The sequence below is a fragment of the Acinetobacter guillouiae genome (genome assembly GCF_002370525.2).
Classification (GTDB): domain Bacteria; phylum Pseudomonadota; class Gammaproteobacteria; order Pseudomonadales; family Moraxellaceae; genus Acinetobacter; species Acinetobacter guillouiae.
Genome location: NZ_AP014630.1, coordinates 761,230 through 782,609, shown reverse-complemented (window position 1 = coordinate 782,609; position 21,380 = coordinate 761,230). Strand labels below are relative to the sequence as shown.

The window sequence follows — 21,380 nt, the reverse complement described above, 5'->3', positions numbered from 1 at the left end:
TGTAAAGCGATTAGAATAGCGCCATCTTGCCACTTCCAATTGCTGTGCCATGTCCAATTCTAACCCCTCTCCCAATCAGAAACAGGCTCAAATTGATCTTGTTTATGGTCTAGATGATCGCCCAAAACCACTCATCGCTTTTTTTGCGGCTTTGCAACATTTACTTGCGATTATTGTTCCAATTGTAACACCCGGTTTACTGATTTGTTTAGCTTTAGGTGTTTCCCCTCAAGATACCAATATGATTCTTTCCATGTCATTGGTAATTTCTGGGGTGGCAACATTCTTACAATGTAAAAAAATTGGACCATTTGGTGCAGGCCTACTGATTGTCCAAGGCACAAGCTTTAATTTTATAGGTCCAATGATTGGGATTGGTTCTGCCATGGTTGCTGCGGGCACACCGGTAGAAGCGGTTATGGCATCTATTTTTGGTGTGGTCATTGCTGGCTCATTTATTGAAATGGGTGTTTCACGTATTTTACCTTGGGTAAAAAAACTGATCACGCCATTGGTTACAGGGATTGTGGTGCTGTTGATTGGTTTAACCTTAATTAAAGAAGGTTTAATCAGCATGGGTGGTGGCTACCAAGCCATGGAAAGTCATACGTTTGCCAGTGCCGACAATCTGATCATGTCATGTACAGTGTTGGCAATTATCGTCCTTCTCAATCGCTTCAAAGTGGTTTGGGTGAAAAGTTCTGCAATTCTGATTGCTTTAGTCATTGGCTATATTCTTGCAGGCTTTATGGGCTATTTGGATTTTTCTGGTTTAAAAGATGCTCCATTGATTCAAATTCCGACACCAATGCATTTTGGAATTAGCTTCTCATGGAGCTTATTTATTCCTATGGCGTTTATTTATCTTGTCACGTCTTTAGAAGCAATTGGCGATGTCACCGCAACCTCTAAAATTTCAAATCAGCCTGTAGATGGCCCAGTATGGATGGAACGAATTAAAGGAGGCGTATTGGTCAATGGTGCCAACTCTTTCCTTGCAGGGATCTTTAATACATTCCCAAGTTCTGTCTTTGCACAAAATAACGGTGTAATTCAGTTGACGGGTGTTGCAAGTCGTTTTGTTGGGATTTGGATTGCAATCCTGCTCATCATTCTGGGGTTATTCCCTGCTGTTGCTGGTATCATTCAGGCGGTACCACAAGCGGTACTGGGTGGTGCGGTTATGGTAATGTTTGGTGCAGTTGCTGCTTCAGGCATTAACATTTTATCGGGAATTCAACTAGACCGTCGTGCACTCTTGATTATTGCTATCTCTTTGGGTCTCGGCCTAGGGGTTGCACAAGTTCCTCAAATTTTGGAACATTTGCCAGAATTACCGCGTAATATTTTTAGTTCTGGTGTTGCAACTGGCGGGCTAGCTGCATTAATTTTGAATTTAGTTTTACCCGAAACTAAAAAATAATAAATCTATTCTTTATAATGCCCAGCTTAGACTGGGCATTGCGCTAATTTTTATTGATGGATGGTGAATATGGAGCCAAAAAGCGAAGTTGTCATTCGACAGCATGACTACCTTTCTGGACGCGTGCTATTTGTAAATGCAGCAACGGATGATCTACTTTCAAATTTAGCTCATAACATCGAAGCAAGCATTTGGACTTGGAATTACAATGAGTTTCAATATTTTCAGAATCAGCAGGCAAAGGTACATTTTGGTACTGACCTGCCAGAAGCTGAATTTGATCAAGCTGTTGTTTTTGTTCCAAAATCAAAAGAGCTACTCAATTATATCTTGCACAATTTAGTCAGTCGTTTAGCCGTTGGCGCTTCGATTTTCTTGGTTGGAGAGAAAAAAGGTGGGGTAGAACGTGCTGCAAAACAACTCCAGCCTTATGGTCAAGCCATCAAGCTTGATAGCGCACGTCATTGTCAAATGTGGCAACTCACCACAGATAAAACCGTGACAGCAAAGCCATTAGCAGAATGGGCGCAAGTCTATAATGTTCCAACACCTGCCGGAGAACTTAGCATTTGTGCACTCCCTGGTGTGTTTAGCCAAAATCGTCTAGATATTGGAACTGCAGTGCTTTTACCTTATCTCAAACAAGTGACGTCTGGAAAGATTGCGGACTTTGGTTGTGGTGCAGGTGTCATCAGTGCTTATCTGAGTAAACTTAATCCGAAAAATCGTATTTTTGCTTTAGATGTCGATGCTTTTGCTTTAGCATCAACGCAAATGACGTTTGAAAAAAATAATTTACCTTTAGAACAACTTGAAATAAAAGCAGTCACAGGGATTGAAGATGCGCCATTGTTCTTACACGCCATTGTGAGTAACCCTCCATTTCACCAAGGTATTCAAACAGATTACAATGCCAGTGAAACGTTATGTAAAACTGCGAGACGACATTTAAAATCAGGTGGTGAATTATGGATTGTGGCAAACCGCTTCCTAAATTACCCATTACTCATTGAGCAGAGTTTTAGTCAATGTACGACTAAAGCAGATCAACAAGGCTTTAAAGTGCTGTTCGCCAACACTCAAAAAAGTAGTAAGGAATAACGATGAGCGAAACAGATCATCCTCAACTCCAGCGTAAGCTTGGAGCACGACATTTAAACATGATCGCCATTGGCGGTTCTATTGGTACAGGGTTATTCCTTGCTTCGGGTCAAACGATTGCCACCGCTGGACCTGGTGGTGCATTACTTGCTTATGTTCTGATTGGTATCATGATTTATTTCTTGATGACCAGTTTAGGTGAACTTGCAACCCACAATCCAACATCAGGCGCATTCTTTACCTATGGTAATAAGTATGTAGAAGAAGGTTTTGGTTTCGCACTCGGTTGGAACTACTGGTATAACTGGGCCATTACCGTTGCATTTGAATTGGTTGCTGTTCAATTCATCATGAAGTTTTGGTTTCCAGACATCCCCGGCTTTTGGTGGAGTGCGCTATTCCTTGCGATTATCTTTTGTATCAATGCCTTAACTGTAAAAGGCTTTGGTGAAAGTGAATTTTTATTTTCACTGGTTAAAGTGATTGCCATCATCTTCTTTATTGTCATTGGCTTATTCATGATTGGTAAAATCATGTTAGATCCAACAGATTCAATTACCAAGAATTGGACCGTTGGTGAAGCGCCATTTGTAGGTGGCTTTCAAGCCTTAGTCGGTGTGGCCATGATCGCTGGATTCTCGTTCCAAGGGACGGAGATGGTCGGTGTTGCTGCAGGTGAATCTAAAGATCCGAAAAAAACCATTCCAATCGCCATTAAACAAATCTTTTGGCGTATTCTTTTATTTTATATCTTGTGTATCTTTATCATTGGTACATTGGTTGCGTATACAGATCCAAACCTTGCACTTGCTGCGGAAGGTGATGGAAACATTACCCTGTCACCATTTACCCTGTTATATGAAAAAGCAGGTTTAGCATTTGCAGCAGGCTTAATGAATGCGGTGATTTTGACTGCAATTATGTCTGCAGGTAACTCAGGTATGTATTCATCAACACGTATGTTGTTTGATATGGCACGTGAAGGTAAAGCGCCACGAGTTTTCTCTAAACTCGATCTTCGCGGTGTACCTATGAATGCACTGTATGCAACAACGGCAATTGCGGCACTGTGTTTCTTAACCACCTTTATTGGTGAAAGTGTCGTGTTTACGTGGCTGTTAAACATGTCAGGTATGTGCGGTTTTATTGTCTGGTTAGGTATCGCAATCTCACATTATCGCTTCCGTAAAGGTTATTTGGCTCAAGGCTATAAACTTGAAGATCTCGCTTATCGTGCAAAATTCTTCCCTTTTGGTCCATGGTTTGCCTTTATTCTTTGTGCCATCATTATACTTGGCCAAAATGCAGAAGCTGTGCTTGATGGAAAATGGATGAGTGTGTTGTCTACCTATATCAGCATTCCACTGTTCCTTGTTATCTGGCTTGGCTATAAGTGGAAACACAAATCTAAATTGATCGCTTATGATCAGATGGATGTACAACCCATTCAAGTCGAAAAAGAGTAACTCATTTGATGTAAATAAAGCAGCTTTTTAGCTGCTTTATTGTTTTTTTATAACAGCAATTCAACGTGAATTAAAAATTAATTTGCTATGTTTCATTGACAAAGTTTTTTTTCTTTATAGAATAACGCCCATTGGATCATTTCCAACCAGAATTTTCACCTTTGATTTTAAATCAAAAAGTAGAGGAGTACGACGTGCATCAACTTGAGAAAACTTTAAATTAAGATTAAGCAGTCGTCTACTCACGGGCACTGAATTAATCAAAGTGTCCGAATGTCAGTCAAACCTAGCATTCGCTAGGTTTTTTATTGTCTTTAAATTTGAATCGATCATTGCTTTGACAATAGTGTTTTAACCGCCTTCGGACAATAAAAAAATTTGCTTCGAGAAAAAAAATGAGCATACAAATGATTTTAAACGCCAAAGCAGAATATGGCGTTCCTGTAAAAATTTATACCAAAGATGTGGATGAAGAAAGTCTAACGCAACTGCGGAAAATGGCACAATTGCAATTTATTCATTCGCATATCGCGGTCATGCCAGATGTACATTTGGGTAAAGGCGCAACTGTGGGAAGTGTTATTCCCACCAAGAATGCCATCATTCCTGCTGCGGTTGGCGTGGATATTGGTTGTGGTATGAATGCATTAAGACTTAGTCTAAAAGCATCTCAGCTACCCGATAATTTAAGCACTTTACGCAATGCCATTGAAAGAAAAGTGCCCGTCGGCTTTGAAATGCACAAACAAATCAAAGCAAAGGCTTCAACCCTTTCATCCTTAGATAAAAAGCTCCAGCAAATTACAGACAAACACCCTGCTTTAAAACGCATGTTACGCAGCTTTGATGTCACATGGCAAAAACAACTCGGTACTTTAGGTGGTGGTAATCACTTTATTGAACTGTGTATTGATGAAAATGATGATATCTGGGTCATGCTACATTCAGGTAGTCGTGGTTTAGGTAATGTGATTGGCACTTACTTTATTGAACGTGCCAAGAAAGAAGCGCAACATCGTTTTGGTCATGTGCCTGATAAAGACTTGAGCTACTTTGCAGAAGGTTCGACGAATTTCGATGATTATGTAGAAGCTGTAGAATGGGCACAAGATTATGCTTTTGAAAACCGACGTGAAATGATGCGTTTAATTTTAGAAGCGATTCGCCCTTTATTACCAAGTTTTCAAATGACCAAAGAAGCGATTAACTGTCATCATAATTATGTACAGAAAGAACTTCACTTTGGTGAAGACGTCTTTGTTACACGTAAAGGTGCAATTCGTGCAGGACTCGATGAATATGGGATTATCCCCGGTTCAATGGGCGCGCAATCTTTTATTGTTAAAGGCAAAGGTAATCCAGATTCGTTTTGTTCATGCTCACATGGCGCAGGACGTAAAATGAGTCGCTCTAAAGCCAAACACTTGTTTAATCAGCAAGATTTGATTGCACAAACAGTAGGCGTTGAGTGCCGTAAAGATAAAGGTGTGGTTGATGAGATTCCAAGTGCCTACAAGGATATTCATCAAGTTATGGCCAATCAAAATGATTTGATTGATGTGGTCCACACACTGAAACAAGTATTGTGTATTAAAGGCTAAAGCTGAAATAGCCCTCAATTTTTATCATGAATCTCAGTAAATTTCGATTTACTGAGATTCACATTTTTAATTAAATTAACAATAACGTACAGATTGAATATAAGGATCAATCACAATTGCTTGCTGACAAATTCCTTCAGCTAACCGCTGTTGTTCAAAGACAGCTTTCGGCATGGCATCAAAATTATCATAGAAACAAATTTCCTGATCATTTATCGAATAAACCAACGAATGATTTCCAACGCCTTCTAAAGTGTCATAAAAAACAATGATATTGCACCCTTGTTCAATATAGGCTTGAATTTCTTGATAGCTTAGCGCTGGACTAATCTGCAACCCTAACTTCTTCGCGTCTTGATAACGGACGATTTCTTTTTCATGAATATTCGAGTCTTCATCTGTATAAAAAGACAGATCAAAACCTAATTTTTTTAACCCAACAGCTAAGCCAATCGTAAAAGTACCATCCTCTGCATCGTGATGACAAAGTTTAACCAGCTGTTGAATATCTAACTGAATTGAGTAATTTTGCAATAACATCCAAACAGCAAAAATTCCGCAATTTGATTCGAGGTCTAATAAGGCTTTAGGCAGTTGCACACTCATTCAATTTTCAAACTTGTAGAAATCACAATCAACAATTATAACGCTGTAAGATCAAATTGAGAGGCTTTATCAAAATTACTTAATTTTTAAAGTCACTGTTACTCGTCTATTTTTCACTCTACCCTCAGCTGTTTTATTATCAGCAATTGGCTTGGTTGGTCCTAAACCGAGCGTAATCAATTGCTCTGGATTGACCTGATATTCGTTTAAGAGAAAATCTTTGACAATATTCGCGCGTGTTAAAGAAACTTTATTATTTGCAGCCAAAGAACCAGTACTGTCTGTATGACCTTCAATGTAAAGAACAAAATTTTTATTGTCTTTCAATAATTGTGAGGCAACAGATAAAGTAGGTTTATACTCAGCTTCAATGTCTGTCGATTTCGGTTGAAAATATATGGACAGCCCATTTTTCAATGACTTCACTTCGTTTGGATACTGTTTTTGGATTGAAACACGATTTGAATTTATTGGTGTCGACGTACAGGCATTTAATGCCATGAGTACCAGTCCTAAAATGATATATTTCATCGTTAACCTGTAATTATTAAATTCTGATTCAATTTTATTAAGATATTCTAGAATTATAAGGACTTTAAATAAAAAAGCGACTCAATTGAGTCGCTTTTTTATTCACTAAATAAAGGATTATTTAGTTACAGTACGGCTACCAGTGATTGTCGCGAATACACGACGGTTCATAGCACGACCTTCTTTAGTTTTGTTGTCAGCAATCGGTTGATCCCAAGCGAAACCTTGAGTAGACAAACGAGATGCATCGATGTTGTACTCGCTTACAAGCGCTGATTTAACAGAGTTAGCACGAGCTAAAGATAAACGTTCGTTTAACTTACGTGGACCAGTGTTATCTGTATGACCTTCAATACGAGCAGTCGCATTCGGGAATGTAGTTAACGCATCAGCAACTTTAGCAACTTCTGGCTTGTATTGATCTTTGATGTTTGATTTGTTTGTATCAAAGAACACACGAAGTTCCATGTTCAAATCTTCAGTAAGAACTTGTGGAGCTGGTTCAACTGGAGTTGGAGCAACTGGAACCACTGGAGCAACTTCTACTACAGGAGCAGCAGGCTTCAAGTGACCACCAAGAACTACGTTAAGACCTGCAAGAGCAGTATAGTTCCAGAATTTTTCGTCAAAGTTATAAGTACCACGAGCTTCAGTACGAAGAGATAAAGCATCGTTTAAGCGCCAGAAAGCACCAACACCAGCATTACCTAAAGTACCTTCTTCGTTGTTATGGTAAGACATGTCATCAAGTTTATACTTGTAATGACCAGCACCTAACAATACATACGGTTTGATTTTGCTGTCATAGTTTTTAGTGATCAAATCAGAAGTAGCATAAAAGTTACCGTTGATTTGAGTTTGCTTGTATTCAGAACCAGCTACGCCAGTACCGTCAAGATCACCTTTAACTTGGTTATATTCAGCTTCAAAACCTAACCATGGAGTAAGTTCTACACCAAGTGCAGCACCAACGAATAAATCGTCTTGTAATTCAGGGCCGTTAGTTAACTCGCCTTTATTACCACCATTGTTGTGTTGAGTGTCTTGGAAAGTGTAACCAAGTAGTAAAGGTGTAACAGTTACACCAGCATTAGCAGCAGCGAATGGAGCGGCAACAAGCATAGCAAGTGCGATACGACTCAATTTCATGGATATCCTCCAGAGATAACAATTGTTGTTCAAGCTTAGCCTAAAATTTATTGGCTATCCTGAGATAAATTTTAATACCCCAGTATTATTTTTAAGCTACTCACGTTGAATCATACAAACACTTGAGGCTTTTTCCAAGTGCTTGATAACTTTAATCAAGTAAATTATTGACAAAATTACTTACAATTTCCGTTGTAATTCGGTAACTTTTTACTCAATTTTTTTGCGTGGATCGCTTATCTTTTTGCTACGTGCATTTTAGCAGTAAAAGAAACTGATAGTAATAAATATTTTACTACGTTAACATTTCAATTAAATTTAATAGAAAAATCATTATTTTTCAAATAAAAAACAAGACTTAACAGAAGACCCAAAGATGTATTTTTATTGTAAAGCGCGAGGTCTTACCTTGTTCGAGCTGATCACCACTATTTGTATCCTTACAATTATCTGCTTAATCTGTTTGCCCCATTATCATAATTGGATGCAAAAACAAGAGATTAGAATCATTTCCACACATATTCAACAGCATGTTTCTTATGCAAGAAGTCAAGCTTTAGTTCGACATACCACTGTAGTGATTTGCTCATCTGAAGATTTAATTCGATGTGAAAAAGATAAATGGAACAAAGGATTACTTATTTTTACAGACAAAAATAAAAACAAGCAGATTGATGAGGATGACCACATACTCCTCAAAACTGAAAATAAAATTAAATATGGCAAGCTGACTTGGGTGGGAGGTGCCAGCAGTAGAGATGTATTGACTTTACAAGGTGATACAGGCTTACCCAGAGGTTCACCTGGAAGTTTCTATTATTGTAGCCAATATGATGCAGAAAATAATAAGCGCTACAAAATCGGACGAATGGGCGCGATAAATTTAGGACCACCACCTGAATGTTAAAAACTGTTCTCTACGGTCAGCATATATTCAATCGCTAGACTTTATTCTTATACTATTTTTTATATACTGCTTAGGTTTTGGATATATTCACAGAATAATCATTTGGAGATTAAAACAATGACTGACATCGTAATTGTGAATGGTGCACGTACAGCTATGGGTGGTTTTCAAGGAAGCCTGACCAGTTTGACTGCGCCAGAACTAGGTGCTGCGACGATTAAAGAAGCCATTGCCCGTGCGGGCTTACAACCAAATGATGTACAAGAAGTCATTATGGGATGTGTTTTACCTGCGGGTTTAAAACAAGGCCCGGCCCGCCAAGCAATGCGCAAAGCTGGCTTACCTGATTCAACCGGTGCTGTAACCATTAACAAATTGTGTGGTTCAGGCATGAAAGCAGTTATGCAGGCTGCGGATGCAATCAAAGCAGGTTCAGCAGATGTGATTGTTGCTGGCGGTATGGAATCAATGACCAACGCACCTTATCTTTTGCCAAAAGCACGTAGCGGATATCGCATGGGCCATGGCGAAGTAAAAGACCATATGTTCTTTGATGGGCTAGAAGATGCTGAAACAGGTCGTTTAATGGGTTCTTTTGCCCAAGATATGGCAAATAGTAAAGGCTATACCCGTCAACAGATGGATGATTTTGCGATTCGTTCTTTACAACGCGCACAAAAAGCCATTACTGAAGGTTGGTTTAAAGACGAAATCGTTTCTGTCACAGTTTCAAGCCGTAAAGGCGATGTTGTTATCGATCAAGATGAACAACCATTTAATGCCAATATCGACAAAATTCCTAGCTTACGCCCTGCTTTTGCCAAAGATGGAACGATCACGGCAGCCAATGCCAGTTCAATTTCAGATGGTGCATCTGCGCTGGTTTTAACCTCTGCGGATCATGCTAATGCAAAAGGTCTTCAACCTTTAGCAAAAATTGTTGCCTATGCTTCAAACTCACAACATCCCTCTGAATTTACCATCGCCCCAGTAGGTGCAATCCAAAAGGTACTGAATAAAACCGGTTGGGATGTTCAAGATGTTGACTTATGGGAAATCAATGAAGCATTTGCTATGGTTACCATGTGCCCTATCGATGAATTTAAATTGGACGCTGAAAAAGTCAATATTCATGGTGGTGCATGTGCCCTCGGACATCCTGTTGGTTCTACAGGCTCACGCATCATCCTGACCTTGATTCATGCTTTAAAACGTACGGGTGGGAAAAAAGGTATTGCTGCCCTTTGTATTGGTGGTGGTGAGGCAACTGCTGTAGCGATTGAAATTCTTTAAGCACCTCAATCATTGAATTAAAAAGAGGCGTCTACGACATGGTAGGCCCCTCTTTTATTTTGTATTCACCTGAATAACTTAAATATCGCTCAATTCATAATTAAGGATTTAAATTTTTCTGCTCTGGGATCGGGGCAATATAGGCAATAATCAGCATCACAAAACCCGCGCCCAAGAAAGAAATCACGCGTGTTAACGTTCCAATATGAGATAAATCAAACAGTACCAATTTTAAGGTGACAATTACCAAAATGCTTCCCCCTAAAATCCATAAAGGACGTAATAACTTACGGCTAGCAAAGCTCATCGCAATAAAGGCTAAGCTCACCCAAAGTAAGGTTAGGCTCAGTTGCGCAGTGGCATCTTGCCAAAGACTCAGTTGGTTATAAGGTGTAGCAAAATACACATGTAAGGCTCTTAGAATGATATAGCTACTCAGCCATAACAAACTTAAAACACACAGCACAGCAAGTATCCCATGGTCAATACCCTGCTTTAAACCGTGGTTAAATTGAAGATTTAGCATCCAGAAAAAACCAATTAACATGGCGATACTGACCAAATCAAATGGGTTTAAGACTGGCAATAAATATCCTTGAAATGCTTGTTGTGAAAATAGCTGAGAACAAATCATCCAAATCAACATCAGTAACAAACTGCTTCGCGTTTGCCAAAACATCGTCCATTCTGAGTTCTTCTGAAAAAAGCACCATCCACAAAACACTAAAGGTAAAATGACCACGCTGATATAAGGCATCGTTGCAATTAAACTAAGACTGCTTAGACTTAAACTGATTAAAACACCTAAACTGAGCCATTCACTTTCAAACTGTAGCCATTTTGAAGGTCTTAACCAGACTGCCGCTAGCACTAAACCTGAAACTGCGATACCCCATCGTTCAATATCACTGGTCCATAGCAACATGCCATTTTTACTGATATCCAATAATAAAATGAGTGTAAATACATAGACGGGAATTACCCCAATCCATTTTGGAATCAACCATGTTGATCTGGCCTTTAGCCATAACATCAATTCATTCATCAACAGATAAGCAATAACCACAATCAATACACTATATATATATCGATTTTCTCCCTCTAAGTGATCAAGCAATAATGCAAGAATCATCGTGGTTGCAGAAATCATCAGCAGGCTTAAAAACAAGGTCGTTACTGAACTGATCTGTTTGCGAAAATCATCACGGCTATTTGCCAATAACACCACGGCGATATAGCTTAAACTTAAGCACCAATACATCGTGGTTGGAAAATCAGGCAATTCAAACAAGTAATAAAGGCTTGAACAACCTGCAACAATCAACAAGGCAATCGCCATATAACGACTTATCACCGATTGTCGATATAAAGCAAAGCCAAAAATACAGAGGCCTTCAACAGCCCAACCCACCACACTCCACTGACCATGCAGAAGAATCGGTGGAATTAAAGCAATAAAAATCAATGCCAAACTAAAATAACTTTGAGAAATCAGTTGAATAGACTGGTTACGTTTTGAAAGTTGGTAAATTCCTGCAAACACCACAGCAAAACCCAAGCTAAAACCAGCAAGGATCAGTTCTTGATGAAAATACATTAAATATAAGAATAAATAGCCAATAATCGGTGCACCAAAAATCAACGCAACATCTAAACTGGGTTTCAGTTTAAATTGCTCAAGATCCTGTTTGGCGATCAATTGACTGAATCGAAAACCAAGCCAAATGAATACTGTGAGATGTGCAAGAATAAGTATCGTGAGTGACTGTTTTTCTTGACTATAGCCATGATAGAACGCATAACCACCACCAATGATTACAGTCACTAAAAAACCGATCTGATTTAAATATTTCCAAGGTCTTAAGGTACTGAGTATAGCAATCGCAATGTTAATCACTAAATAATAAGCCATCAGTTCTGCTACCGTTGCATTTCGCACAGGCAACGTAAATGGCGCAATATAAGCAATAAGCACTGCCATCAATGCCAATTCCACGCTTTGCTGCTTTAAACTTAAACTCAGTGTCAGTGCCATAATTACAGCAAAACACAAACTTGCCAGATAAAGACTCGGAATCACCTGATTGTAATAGGCAAAGAATAAAGTTAAAAATAATCCCGCCAGCCCCAAACCCTCTATTGCCAAGGCAAAACTGCGATTTTTATTTTGTAGCAACACACCCAACGCGGTGATTGCACCACTGGACAAGGCAACGATTGAAAGTTTGACGGCTAAACTTAATTGCCAATGCTCTGTCGCAAAACGTAGCAGTAACACAATACCAATCACCAAAACCAAGATTGCAACTTTCAAAACAGGATTGCCTTGAAAAATCCATTGGCGAATTTGCCCCATTAAGTTCAGCGACGAATCTTGTGGCGTGCCGATGTTGTGTTGTATAGATGATGGATGCTTTAAATCTGGAGATTGTTGTTCTGACAAATTCAAGTGTTGAATTTGCAATTGAACTTGGCTCAAATAGCGCTCTAAACGGCGTAACCAGCGTAAGAAAAAGAAAATCCAAGCAGTTAGACCTAAACCCACCATCCAGCTCAAATGCAGTGTTAAACCTACAACAGCAATAATCGAAGAGACATATAATGGCACTTTCGAGGTGCTTTGCAGTGGAACCCGTGTCTGTTGCGCGATCTGTTGCAATGGATCTTGAATCGCATCCACATACTGCATCACACTCATGATAAATGCCAAACCACAGATGTAGGTCAATATCCGTACATCCAAAAACCATGCACTGACTGCGATAATGATCAGCATCATTAACCAAATGATGCGAATTTCACTCTGCCCTTTGAGCATATTTCATCTTTCTCGATCCTGAGTAACTCGATGATACAACAGCCTTGCCTGATGATTATGTGAATTCATCAGATATTCAGTAACACAAGGATGACTGTTGCATCTTCGCAAGCGCAAAAAATCACGTACAATAAAGCGGTTATTTGAATTAGGAAAATATCAATGCCACCATTTGTATTGGTCGATGGGTCATACTTTTTATTTCGTGCTTTTCATGCACTCCCACCTTTAACCACATCAACTGGATTACAGACCAATGCGATTCGCGGGGCAATTTCTGCAATTCAAAAACTGATGCGTCGTGTGCAACCAACACATATGGCGGTTATTTTTGACACACCTGAACCCACTTTCCGCCATGTACTGTCACCGATATATAAAGGTGACCGCCCAAGCATGCCAGAAGAATTATCTCAACAAATCCCTTATTTGCATGCCTTGATTCGTGCTTTAGGTATTCCATTACATACGCTTCCGGGTGCTGAAGCGGATGACATCATTGGAACCTTGGCAAAACGTGCTGAAAAAGCCGGTCATCAAGTTTTGATTTCTACGGGTGATAAAGACATGGCGCAGTTGGTCACGGATAAAGTGACCCTCGAAGACAGTTTTAAAGACAAACCGATGGATGTCGATGGTGTAATCGAAAAATTTGGCGTCCGTCCAGATCAAATTATTGATTATTTAACCTTGATGGGTGATGCCTCTGATGGTATTCGTGGTGTACCTGGTGTTGGTGCAAAAACGGCCGCTAAGCTGTTAAATGAATATGGTACGATTGCTGGCATTTTAGAAAATGTTGACAATATCAAAGGTAAAGTTGGACAAAGTTTAAAAGACAACGTTGAAGGGATTGCACTTGATCATCAATTGGCAAGTATAGTTATCGATCTCGATTTAAGCTTGAGCTATGATGATTTAAAGCTGTGTGAACCTGATGTTGAAGCATTACGCAACTTGTATACTGAACTTGAATTCCGTAATCAATTACAATCGCTAGATCATCCAAACAATCCAAATAGCCCCGCCTATAAACAAACAACACAAAGTATTAGCAAAACTGAGCAGCCTGTTGAAAATGAAATTACAGATCAAGCAACAAGTTCGAGTGTTGATGACCGCCTTGGTGAAGCCACTTATCATACTGTTTTAAGTCAAGAAGCATGGGATAAGCTCTTCCAGCGCTTAAGCACAGAAAAACGTTTTGCAATTGACACTGAAACCACAAGTTTAGATTACCGTATCGCTGAAATGGTCGGTTTTTCAGTGGCTTTTGATGCCAATGATGCTTATTACATCCCTTTGGCACATGATTATGAAGGTGCACCTGAGCAACTCAATCGCGATGCGATTATTCAGCAAATCAAACCGATTCTTGAAGATCCAAGTGTTGAAAAAATTGGACATCATTTAAAATATGATGCACATATTTTTGAAAATCACGGTATCCATTTACAAGGCTGGTACTTTGACACCATGCTGGCCTCTTATGTCTTGAATGCAGTAACAACACGCCATGGTATGGATGATGTTGCGCGCGTTTATCTGAGCCATTTGACCACGACTTTTGAACAAGTTGCTGGTAAAGGTGCAAAACAAAAGACCTTTAATCAAATCGAGATTGAAACCGCTGGACATTATGCCGCAGAAGATGCGCATGTCACCTACCGTCTTTATGAAGTTTTAGAACGTAAGCTGAAAGAAATCCCTGAACTGATCAATATCTTACATCACATTGAAATGCCAGTAGCCAGTGTTTTGGCGACCATGGAAGAAAATGGGATTGAACTTGATCTAAGCTTCTTGGATCAGCTCAGTGTGGACTTTGCCAATACCATTCAAAATCTTGAAAATCAAATTATCGAAATCGCTGGCGAATCTTTTAATGTCGGTTCACCCAAACAAGTCGGTGAAGTTTTATTTGAAAAATTAGGTTTAAAAGGTGGCAAAAAAACTGCAACGGGACAATACAGTACCTCTGAAGCGGTTTTAGAAAAAATCGATCATCCAATTACTGAACTGATCATTGAGTATCGTGGTTTAACCAAGCTTAGAAGTACCTATACTGAAGCCTTAGTCAAACAAGCCAATCCCGATACCCATCGCGTACATACCAGTTACCATCAAGCCTTAACAGCAACGGGACGCTTGTCTTCAACCGATCCAAATCTACAGAACATTCCGATACGTGAAGAAATTGGTCGTCAGATTCGTAAAGCCTTTATTGCACCTCAAGGGCGTGTACTTTTGGCAGCCGATTATTCACAAATTGAATTACGTTTAATGGCGCATTTCTCACAAGATGATGCGTTGGTTGATGCCTTTCAAAATGGGCAAGATGTACACCGTCGTACTGCATCTGAGGTCTTGGGTGTCGCACTGGAAAATGTGACCTCCGATCAACGCCGCCAAGCCAAAGCCGTTAACTTTGGTTTATTGTACGGTATGTCTGAGTTTGGTTTGATTCGTCAACTGGGCTTTACTCGTGAAGAATCGCAAAACTATATTAAGCAATACTTCCACCGTTATCCGGGTATTTATGAGTATATGCAACGTACCCGCCAAGTGGCATTGGAACAAGGTTTTGTAGAAACCATTACAGGTCGTCGTTTATATACACCAGATATTGACGCTCGAAATATGATGGTGCGTAAAGGTGCGGAACGTGCTGCGATTAATGCCCCACTCCAAGGCTCTGCGGCTGAAATCATTAAAATGGCGATGATTGAAGTCAATAAAATCTTACCCCAAGATCAGGCCAAACTTTTACTTCAAGTACACGATGAATTGGTGTTTGAAGTTGATGAAGCTATTGCAGATCAATTGGCTGCACAGATTAAAGATGTAATGCAAAAAGTCGTCACCTTATCAGTACCTTTAGTTGTTGAAGTCGGTCAAGGTAAGAATTGGGGTGAAGCACATTAAGCCTTTGAAACATTCCCTAACTTTCTAGAACAGGGTTAGGGAGCGATCATCTTTTGTTGAAAACATACTCAATGTTATATTTTTAACATGCACAAAAAAAGGACTCTATTGAGTCCTTTTGCTATTTAAACCGGTGAATTAAAGACCTGTTAGCAATGCAATCGCAGCATAATCCATAACTTTTTCAGCAATGATCAATGCCAAAATCGCTAAAATTGGAGAAAGATCAATCATTCCCATATTTGGCATGATACGGCGGAACGGTGCCAATAACGGTTCAGCAAGCTCTTGAATGACTTCAATATAAGGTGATCTTGACTGAGTAAACATCACCACCCAACTGAGAATAATAGTCGCAAAAATTAAATAGCGACAAAAACGAATCAGGTCTTGGATCATGGTCACAAAAGTTAAAATGATCAAATGTACAGGACTATTGGGTATTGCACCTTGCAAGTACATCATTCCAAAAATTTTAAGCAGATATAACACCACCAGCAAAACCAATGCAGCTGTATTTACTCGCCCTTTGGCCAAAGGCGGAAAAATTCGCCCAAACATATCCACAATTTTTGTCGCTTTAACTGTCGACATCACCACTGGATTGTATGGACTCACCATGGCCAATTGCATTAAAAAACGAAAGAATACGAGCAAAATCGCTACGTTAATAATAATGCCAAAAATTTGCGCAGAATTTGCACCCATACTGGAACGTTCCTAAAAATCAATAATTATTTAATGCTGTCACTTAATTCTTGAGCCAGTTCCTGACTACGCTTCTGCGCAGCAGCTAAAGCTGTCTGAATATTTTGAGAAATTTGAGCACGATCAAATACTTCTAAAGCAGCTTGTGTAGTGCCGTTTGGAGAAGTCACATTTTTACGCAATTCTGATGGCGCATTTGAGCTGGTAATTGCCATTTGTGCTGCACCAAGTGCTGTCTGTAAAGTTAAAGCCGTAGCAACCTTCTCATCTAAACCCATATTTTTTCCAGCACGAATCATGCTTTCCATCATATAGAAGAAATATGCAGGACCAGAACCAGAAACAGCGGTCACAGCATCAATCTGTGCTTCAGAACTCACCCAAAGCGTTAAACCTGTCGCAGCAAGTACTTGTGTTGCCAATTCGCGGTCTTTAGCACTGACCTCTGGTTTCGCAAACATACCATGTGCACCAGTTTGAACCAAAGCAGGGGTATTCGGCATAACACGAACAACGCGCTCACTGCTGGTTAAGTCTGAAATCGTTTTAATTTCAGCGCCAGCAACGATCGAGATCAATAATTTATCTTCGAGTAAACCTTTTAAAGGTTTTAGTACCCCACCCAAAACTTGAGGTTTTACAGCAAAAACAACAATATCAGCATTTTTAATTGCCGCGATATTATCATCAGTCACATGAACATCTTTTTCTTGTAGCAATTGTCGAATGTTTTCAAAGGGGTCAGAAACTGTAATACGTGTTGCAGGTAATCCACGACTCAACAAGCCACCGATTAGGGCTTGTGCCATATTCCCACCACCAATGAAAGTAATATTACAATTTAACGCTGCACTCATGAATCACGCTCGACCTTAGTTTTTTAACTCAGAGATTAAATTTGGTTGCCATCCACCCACTTCACAATATTCAGATTGCGCCAACCAAAAACCATTTGGTGTAAACACCCCAAGCATAACATTATCTACACTTAATATTTGAATTGTATGACGCATCCACGGAAAAATATGTGCTTCTTGAATGGCTTTTTTCAAAGGCCAAGCACCGACTCTGCCATAAAGATGAATTTTTTCACCACCCAAACGCGGCTTTAATGTTAGCTTATGATTGAATAATGCAAAAGCCAGACCCATTTTAGAGCTTTCGATCTGAAACACACCAGATATGAATTGTAGCTGTTGATGAAGCTGGAATTGAACTTCCTGTTCTTGAGGTAATTGTTTAGATTTTGATGCTAAATATTGCTTTTGTTCAATTCGATACAACTGATTTTGATAACGTAAATAATAAAAATGATTCCAATGTAAAGCAGCTTGCGCATCTGTTTTAGACTCAATTACTTCATCTTGTAGCCTTTGCACCATGTCCAAGGCTGGGCGATATGTCCCCTCACCTTTCATCCATACCGATAGAAGTTGCCGCTGCCTAGCAGGGGAAAGAGAGGCCAACTTGGCTAAATCCAATTGTGCAGGATGACCACAAAAGCTTAAATCCTGCTGTACCACCTCATTGAGAATTTCATCAGCATCTTGCATTAAATAGCTGGTACGTGCCAATGCTTGCTGCATTTTAGGATAACGACTTTGCAAAATATGCCAAAGTTCATGTCTACACCATGCACGGTCATAATGTGTATCTAAATTGGAAGGATCGTCCACATAATCGATTTGCAGTTGCTCAACCCATTGGCAAATCTGCTCACGGGAAGTATCGAGTAAAGGTCGCCAAATCAGCAATTGATCGCGCTGATCGATGGATTGCATCGCAGATAGACCTGTAACCCCAGCACCTGACAACAAACGCAACATTAACGTTTCAGCCTGATCTTGCTGATGATGTGCAAGAACCAATACCTCATTTTCATCGATATGCTGTAAATAGGCTTGATAACGCGCTTGACGTGCTTGATTCTCAAGATTGCCTTGAGTGACTTGAACCGACTGAAGAATATAAGGAATATTCAGCGCTGTGCATTGTTGAGCCACAAAATCAGCCCACACATCACTGACTTTTTGCAGGTGATGATTAACATAAATTGCACGAATTTGTTTGGGGAAAAGTTGTGCCATCAGATGTAGCAACAGCATGGAATCCATACCACCACTACATCCGATTAAGAAACGGGTATTTTCAGGAAATTGAGAATACTGTTTTAAGAAGCCAGACCTAAATTGTCGCTGCCAAACTTCATTAAACGTTGATAACGTGCTTCGCATCGTTCTTCCGCAGTCATTGGCTGTAATTCATCAAGCGCTTGTTTTAACACATCCTTGAGTTTTTCCATAACCTCAAAAGGATGTAAATGAGCACCCTCACCTTCATCAACCACATATTCAACAATACCAATTTCTTTGAGCTTGTCAGCAGTTAATGCAAGTGCTTCACTGGCTTGTTCTGCTTTATCTGCAGTTTTCCAGAGAATAGAAGCACAACCTTCAGGTGAAATCACAGAGTAAATACTGTGTGACAACATAATAACGCGATCTGCAACACCGATGCCCAAAGCACCACCAGAACCACCTTCACCTAAAACTGTTGCAATGACTGGCACTTTAAGGCTTGAAAGTTGCGCCAAGCTGGTTGCAATTGCTTCTGCTTGTCCACGCTCTTCAGCACCAATACCCGGGTATGCTCCCATGGTGTCAACAAAGGTAAACACAGGAAGATTAAAGCGTTCCGCCATATCGAGTAAGCGTTGCGACTTTCTGTATCCTTCAGGATTACACATCCCAAAGTTATGCTGTAATTTTTCACGCGTACTACGACCACGGTGTTGGCCCACAACCATTACGGGTTGACCGTTAAAACGGGCCAATCCACCCACCATCGCACCATCATCACCGTATAGACGATCACCATGCAAGGTATCAAATTCAGTAAAGATTTCGCCTACGTAATCCAAAAATTGCGGACGCTCAGGGTGACGTGCAATTTGAACCGTTTTCCAAGCTTGAGATTGAGCAGCTTTATTTTTCATAAGTCGAGTATTATCCCTAATTCACCGATGGATTACGCATCGGAAGTTTAGGTTTAAGTGATATAAAATGATTGATCACTCTATCATCACCAAACCTTTAAGTTAATCGATAAACTGTTCCGACTGAATATTCAATTCAATGTCCCAATGCTTAAATTGCACTTGCTCATCATGCAAATCTGCAACCAGCAATGGCCATTGTTTGGCATCACCAGAAACGCTGAGTTGCCATTGTTGCTCATTCTCTACCGTCAATTCAATGGCAGGAAGCATCTCATCGCTACGACTATGATTTAGTAAAACTGCAAGACGAAGTAACAAACACAAGTACACAAGCTTGTTGCCACCCACTTTTAACACGTCTAATTTGGCATCTACGCGTAATTTACGACGGTGATGAGCGACCAAATGTGACAAATGGTTTTGATCAATTTGTGAAAAACCAGGGATGTCTGAATGTTGTAATAAGTAAGCACTGTGCTTTTGATAACCACTATGACTAATGGCTAAACCGATCTCATGCAAATAAGCAGCTCGACGCAACAGATCACTATCATCACTGTTTAAGTTAAGTGTGCTGGCCACAGCATTAAACAAATGTTGTGCTGTTTCAACCACACGCTCAGCTTGTTTTGCATCTGCACCATAGCGTCCCATCATCGCCTGTACACTACGATCGCGAATATCTTCATGTTGGAAACGGCCGAGCAAGTCATACATTACACCTTCACGTAATGCCCCATCCGAATACACCAATTTATCAATATTCAAGACTTCAAACACAGCATAAAGGATCGCTAAACCCGCAGGTAATACTGCTCGGCGATCTTCTTTTAAACCATCAAATTCCATATCTGAAATATTTTTAAATTTCAGCAATTTATCTTTTAATTTTTCTAAACCTTCACGAGTCAAATTCTCTTGCTCATCACTCCAGCCCATATTGACTGCAATTTGACGGCACGCTTTGATGGTTCCACTAGAACCCACCACAGTATCCCAGCCCGCAGCTTTATAGGTATTTGCAATCGAAGATAATTCTTTTCGTGCCGCAACCACAGCTTTATCAAAAGCTTTGTTGTTAATATCACCATCGGCAAAGTAGGCTTTAGTAAAAGCCACACAGCCCATCTGTAAAGATTCAGTATGAATCGGCTCAAACTCTTCACCAATAATCAGTTCAGTAGATCCACCACCAATATCGATCACCAAACGTCGACCACTATTGGCCATGGTATGTGAAACACCCAAGTAAATGAGTCGGGCTTCTTCTCGTCCCGCAATAATTTCAATGGGTTTTGGCAAGATCTCCGCTGCTTTTTGAATAAATTCATGCCCATTTTTCGCTTGACGCAGCGCATTTGTCGCGACAATTCTGAGTCGAGTCGGCTGTACTGAACTTAAACGCCCAACAAAACGCGCTAAGCAAGCCAAGCCCCGTTGCTGTGCAGCTTCAGTTAAGTTTTTATTTTCATCTAATCCAGCCGCAAGCTGAACCTTTTCTGACATAGAAGCAACTTTCTTAACTTCACCATGATCCACACGAGCAATTGCCAAATGGAAACTATTTGACCCCATATCAATCGCAGCAAGTAATTCTTCATCAATCAAAAAATCAGACATTATTTATACAAACTCATACTGAATTGCTGCTTAGATTAATTCACATACACGCTTTTTAAAAGCCATTTATTTAGACAATTTGATGAGTCATTATTTTTTCAGCATATATGACAATTATGTGACAGTTTCACTGGTTTTTCTAAAGATCCGATTGTAAATATCGTGAGCATCAATTGGACAAACTCACAAATTAGAATGAAAATTTAAGTATCCCCCTACATTGTTAAAGATGAC

At 39.8% G+C, this 21,380-nt stretch carries 16 protein-coding genes; 7 read left to right on the top strand and 9 right to left on the bottom strand.

Going from position 1 to position 21,380, the window contains the following annotated elements; translation table 11 throughout:
* The first annotated feature begins 49 nt into the window (after positions 1-49).
* From AS4_RS03735 to AS4_RS03720, 4 genes are all read left to right on the top strand, one after another.
* Positions 50-1,423 carry a uracil-xanthine permease family protein gene (locus AS4_RS03735; protein ID WP_004819155.1) on the top strand — a complete coding sequence of 458 codons (1,374 nt, stop codon included), beginning with the start codon at positions 50-52 and terminating at the stop codon, positions 1,421-1,423.
* A gap of 69 nt (positions 1,424-1,492) precedes the next feature.
* A complete protein-coding gene (locus AS4_RS03730; protein WP_096733218.1) occupies positions 1,493-2,524 on the top strand; it encodes a class I SAM-dependent methyltransferase in 1,032 nt (343 codons plus the stop codon).
* A gap of 2 nt (positions 2,525-2,526) precedes the next feature.
* Complete coding sequence (locus tag AS4_RS03725; RefSeq protein WP_004723010.1) at positions 2,527-3,990, top strand: amino acid permease; 1,464 nt, start codon at positions 2,527-2,529, stop codon at positions 3,988-3,990.
* 395 nt (positions 3,991-4,385) lie between these two features.
* Positions 4,386-5,591 carry an RtcB family protein gene (locus AS4_RS03720; RefSeq protein ID WP_096733216.1) on the top strand — a complete coding sequence of 402 codons (1,206 nt, stop codon included), beginning with the start codon at positions 4,386-4,388 and terminating at the stop codon, positions 5,589-5,591.
* A 75-nt stretch (positions 5,592-5,666) separates the two neighbouring features.
* On the opposite strand, the gene AS4_RS03715 is transcribed toward AS4_RS03720, so the two are convergent.
* The 3 genes from AS4_RS03715 to omp38 all read right to left on the bottom strand — a co-directional run bounded on the left by AS4_RS03715 (position 5,667) and on the right by omp38 (position 7,877).
* Positions 5,667-6,197, bottom strand: a complete 531-nt coding sequence (locus AS4_RS03715) for a cysteine peptidase family C39 domain-containing protein (protein ID WP_096733214.1) — start codon at positions 6,195-6,197, stop codon at positions 5,667-5,669.
* Positions 6,198-6,272: 75 nt separating this feature from the next.
* Positions 6,273-6,728, bottom strand: a complete 456-nt coding sequence (locus tag AS4_RS03710) for an OmpA family protein (protein ID WP_096733212.1) — start codon at positions 6,726-6,728, stop codon at positions 6,273-6,275.
* 117 nt (positions 6,729-6,845) lie between these two features.
* Entirely contained in the window at positions 6,846-7,877 is a 1,032-nt protein-coding gene (omp38, locus tag AS4_RS03705) for an outer membrane protein Omp38 (protein ID WP_034609990.1), read from the bottom strand.
* Between the two features lie 484 nt (positions 7,878-8,361).
* Between omp38 and AS4_RS03700 the strand changes: the two genes are divergently transcribed.
* Positions 8,362-8,784 (top strand): GspH/FimT family protein, encoded by a 423-nt coding sequence (locus tag AS4_RS03700; protein ID WP_227548121.1) that lies wholly within the window; start codon positions 8,362-8,364, stop codon positions 8,782-8,784.
* Between the two features lie 117 nt (positions 8,785-8,901).
* Positions 8,902-10,077 (top strand): thiolase family protein, encoded by a 1,176-nt coding sequence (locus tag AS4_RS03695; RefSeq protein WP_096733208.1) that lies wholly within the window; start codon positions 8,902-8,904, stop codon positions 10,075-10,077.
* A gap of 100 nt (positions 10,078-10,177) precedes the next feature.
* On the opposite strand, the gene AS4_RS03690 is transcribed toward AS4_RS03695, so the two are convergent.
* The gene (locus tag AS4_RS03690) at positions 10,178-12,895 is read right to left on the bottom strand and encodes a DUF2339 domain-containing protein (protein ID WP_096733206.1); all 2,718 of its coding nucleotides are present in this window, start codon (positions 12,893-12,895) and stop codon (positions 10,178-10,180) included.
* Between the two features lie 162 nt (positions 12,896-13,057).
* Here AS4_RS03690 and polA point away from each other — a divergent pair, with 162 nt between their 5' ends.
* On the top strand, positions 13,058-15,820 hold the full coding sequence (gene polA / locus AS4_RS03685; RefSeq protein ID WP_096733204.1) for a DNA polymerase I: 2,763 nt from the start codon (positions 13,058-13,060) through the stop codon (positions 15,818-15,820).
* A gap of 138 nt (positions 15,821-15,958) precedes the next feature.
* Here the strand turns inward: polA and AS4_RS03680 are convergent, their stop codons facing one another.
* The 5 genes from AS4_RS03680 to ppx all read right to left on the bottom strand — a co-directional run bounded on the left by AS4_RS03680 (position 15,959) and on the right by ppx (position 21,146).
* Positions 15,959-16,528: a YggT family protein gene (locus tag AS4_RS03680; RefSeq protein WP_004723028.1), complete on the bottom strand. Its 570-nt coding sequence runs from the start codon at positions 16,526-16,528 to the stop codon at positions 15,959-15,961.
* A 26-nt stretch (positions 16,529-16,554) separates the two neighbouring features.
* Positions 16,555-17,385, bottom strand: coding sequence for a pyrroline-5-carboxylate reductase (gene proC / locus AS4_RS03675; protein ID WP_096733202.1), 831 nt, complete (start codon positions 17,383-17,385; stop codon positions 16,555-16,557).
* A 15-nt stretch (positions 17,386-17,400) separates the two neighbouring features.
* The gene (gene tilS, locus AS4_RS03670; protein ID WP_096733200.1) at positions 17,401-18,762 is read right to left on the bottom strand and encodes a tRNA lysidine(34) synthetase TilS; all 1,362 of its coding nucleotides are present in this window, start codon (positions 18,760-18,762) and stop codon (positions 17,401-17,403) included.
* Entirely contained in the window at positions 18,699-19,523 is an 825-nt protein-coding gene (locus AS4_RS03665) for an acetyl-CoA carboxylase carboxyltransferase subunit alpha (RefSeq protein ID WP_004819131.1), read from the bottom strand. Before AS4_RS03665 ends, tilS begins: the two co-directional genes overlap by 64 nt.
* A gap of 102 nt (positions 19,524-19,625) precedes the next feature.
* Positions 19,626-21,146 (bottom strand): exopolyphosphatase, encoded by a 1,521-nt coding sequence (gene ppx, locus AS4_RS03660; protein WP_096733198.1) that lies wholly within the window; start codon positions 21,144-21,146, stop codon positions 19,626-19,628.
* Positions 21,147-21,380 lie beyond the last annotated feature (234 nt).

Bases quoted from the DNA above. Each gene is read 5' to 3' on its own strand.
- AS4_RS03735 (WP_004819155.1), top strand. From the start codon at position 50: ATGTCCAATTCTAACCCCTCTCCCAATCAGAAACAGGCTCAAATTGAT.
- AS4_RS03730 (WP_096733218.1), top strand. From the start codon at position 1,493: ATGGAGCCAAAAAGCGAAGTTGTCATTCGACAGCATGACTACCTTTCT.
- AS4_RS03725 (WP_004723010.1), top strand. From the start codon at position 2,527: ATGAGCGAAACAGATCATCCTCAACTCCAGCGTAAGCTTGGAGCACGA.
- AS4_RS03720 (WP_096733216.1), top strand. From the start codon at position 4,386: ATGAGCATACAAATGATTTTAAACGCCAAAGCAGAATATGGCGTTCCT.
- AS4_RS03715 (WP_096733214.1), bottom strand. From the start codon at position 6,197: ATGAGTGTGCAACTGCCTAAAGCCTTATTAGACCTCGAATCAAATTGC.
- AS4_RS03710 (WP_096733212.1), bottom strand. From the start codon at position 6,728: ATGAAATATATCATTTTAGGACTGGTACTCATGGCATTAAATGCCTGT.
- omp38 (WP_034609990.1), bottom strand. From the start codon at position 7,877: ATGAAATTGAGTCGTATCGCACTTGCTATGCTTGTTGCCGCTCCATTC.
- AS4_RS03700 (WP_227548121.1), top strand. From the start codon at position 8,362: ATGCAAAAACAAGAGATTAGAATCATTTCCACACATATTCAACAGCAT.
- AS4_RS03695 (WP_096733208.1), top strand. From the start codon at position 8,902: ATGACTGACATCGTAATTGTGAATGGTGCACGTACAGCTATGGGTGGT.
- AS4_RS03690 (WP_096733206.1), bottom strand. From the start codon at position 12,895: ATGCTCAAAGGGCAGAGTGAAATTCGCATCATTTGGTTAATGATGCTG.
- polA (WP_096733204.1), top strand. From the start codon at position 13,058: ATGCCACCATTTGTATTGGTCGATGGGTCATACTTTTTATTTCGTGCT.
- AS4_RS03680 (WP_004723028.1), bottom strand. From the start codon at position 16,528: ATGGGTGCAAATTCTGCGCAAATTTTTGGCATTATTATTAACGTAGCG.
- proC (WP_096733202.1), bottom strand. From the start codon at position 17,385: ATGAGTGCAGCGTTAAATTGTAATATTACTTTCATTGGTGGTGGGAAT.
- tilS (WP_096733200.1), bottom strand. From the start codon at position 18,762: ATGCGAAGCACGTTATCAACGTTTAATGAAGTTTGGCAGCGACAATTT.
- AS4_RS03665 (WP_004819131.1), bottom strand. From the start codon at position 19,523: ATGAAAAATAAAGCTGCTCAATCTCAAGCTTGGAAAACGGTTCAAATT.
- ppx (WP_096733198.1), bottom strand. From the start codon at position 21,146: ATGTCTGATTTTTTGATTGATGAAGAATTACTTGCTGCGATTGATATG.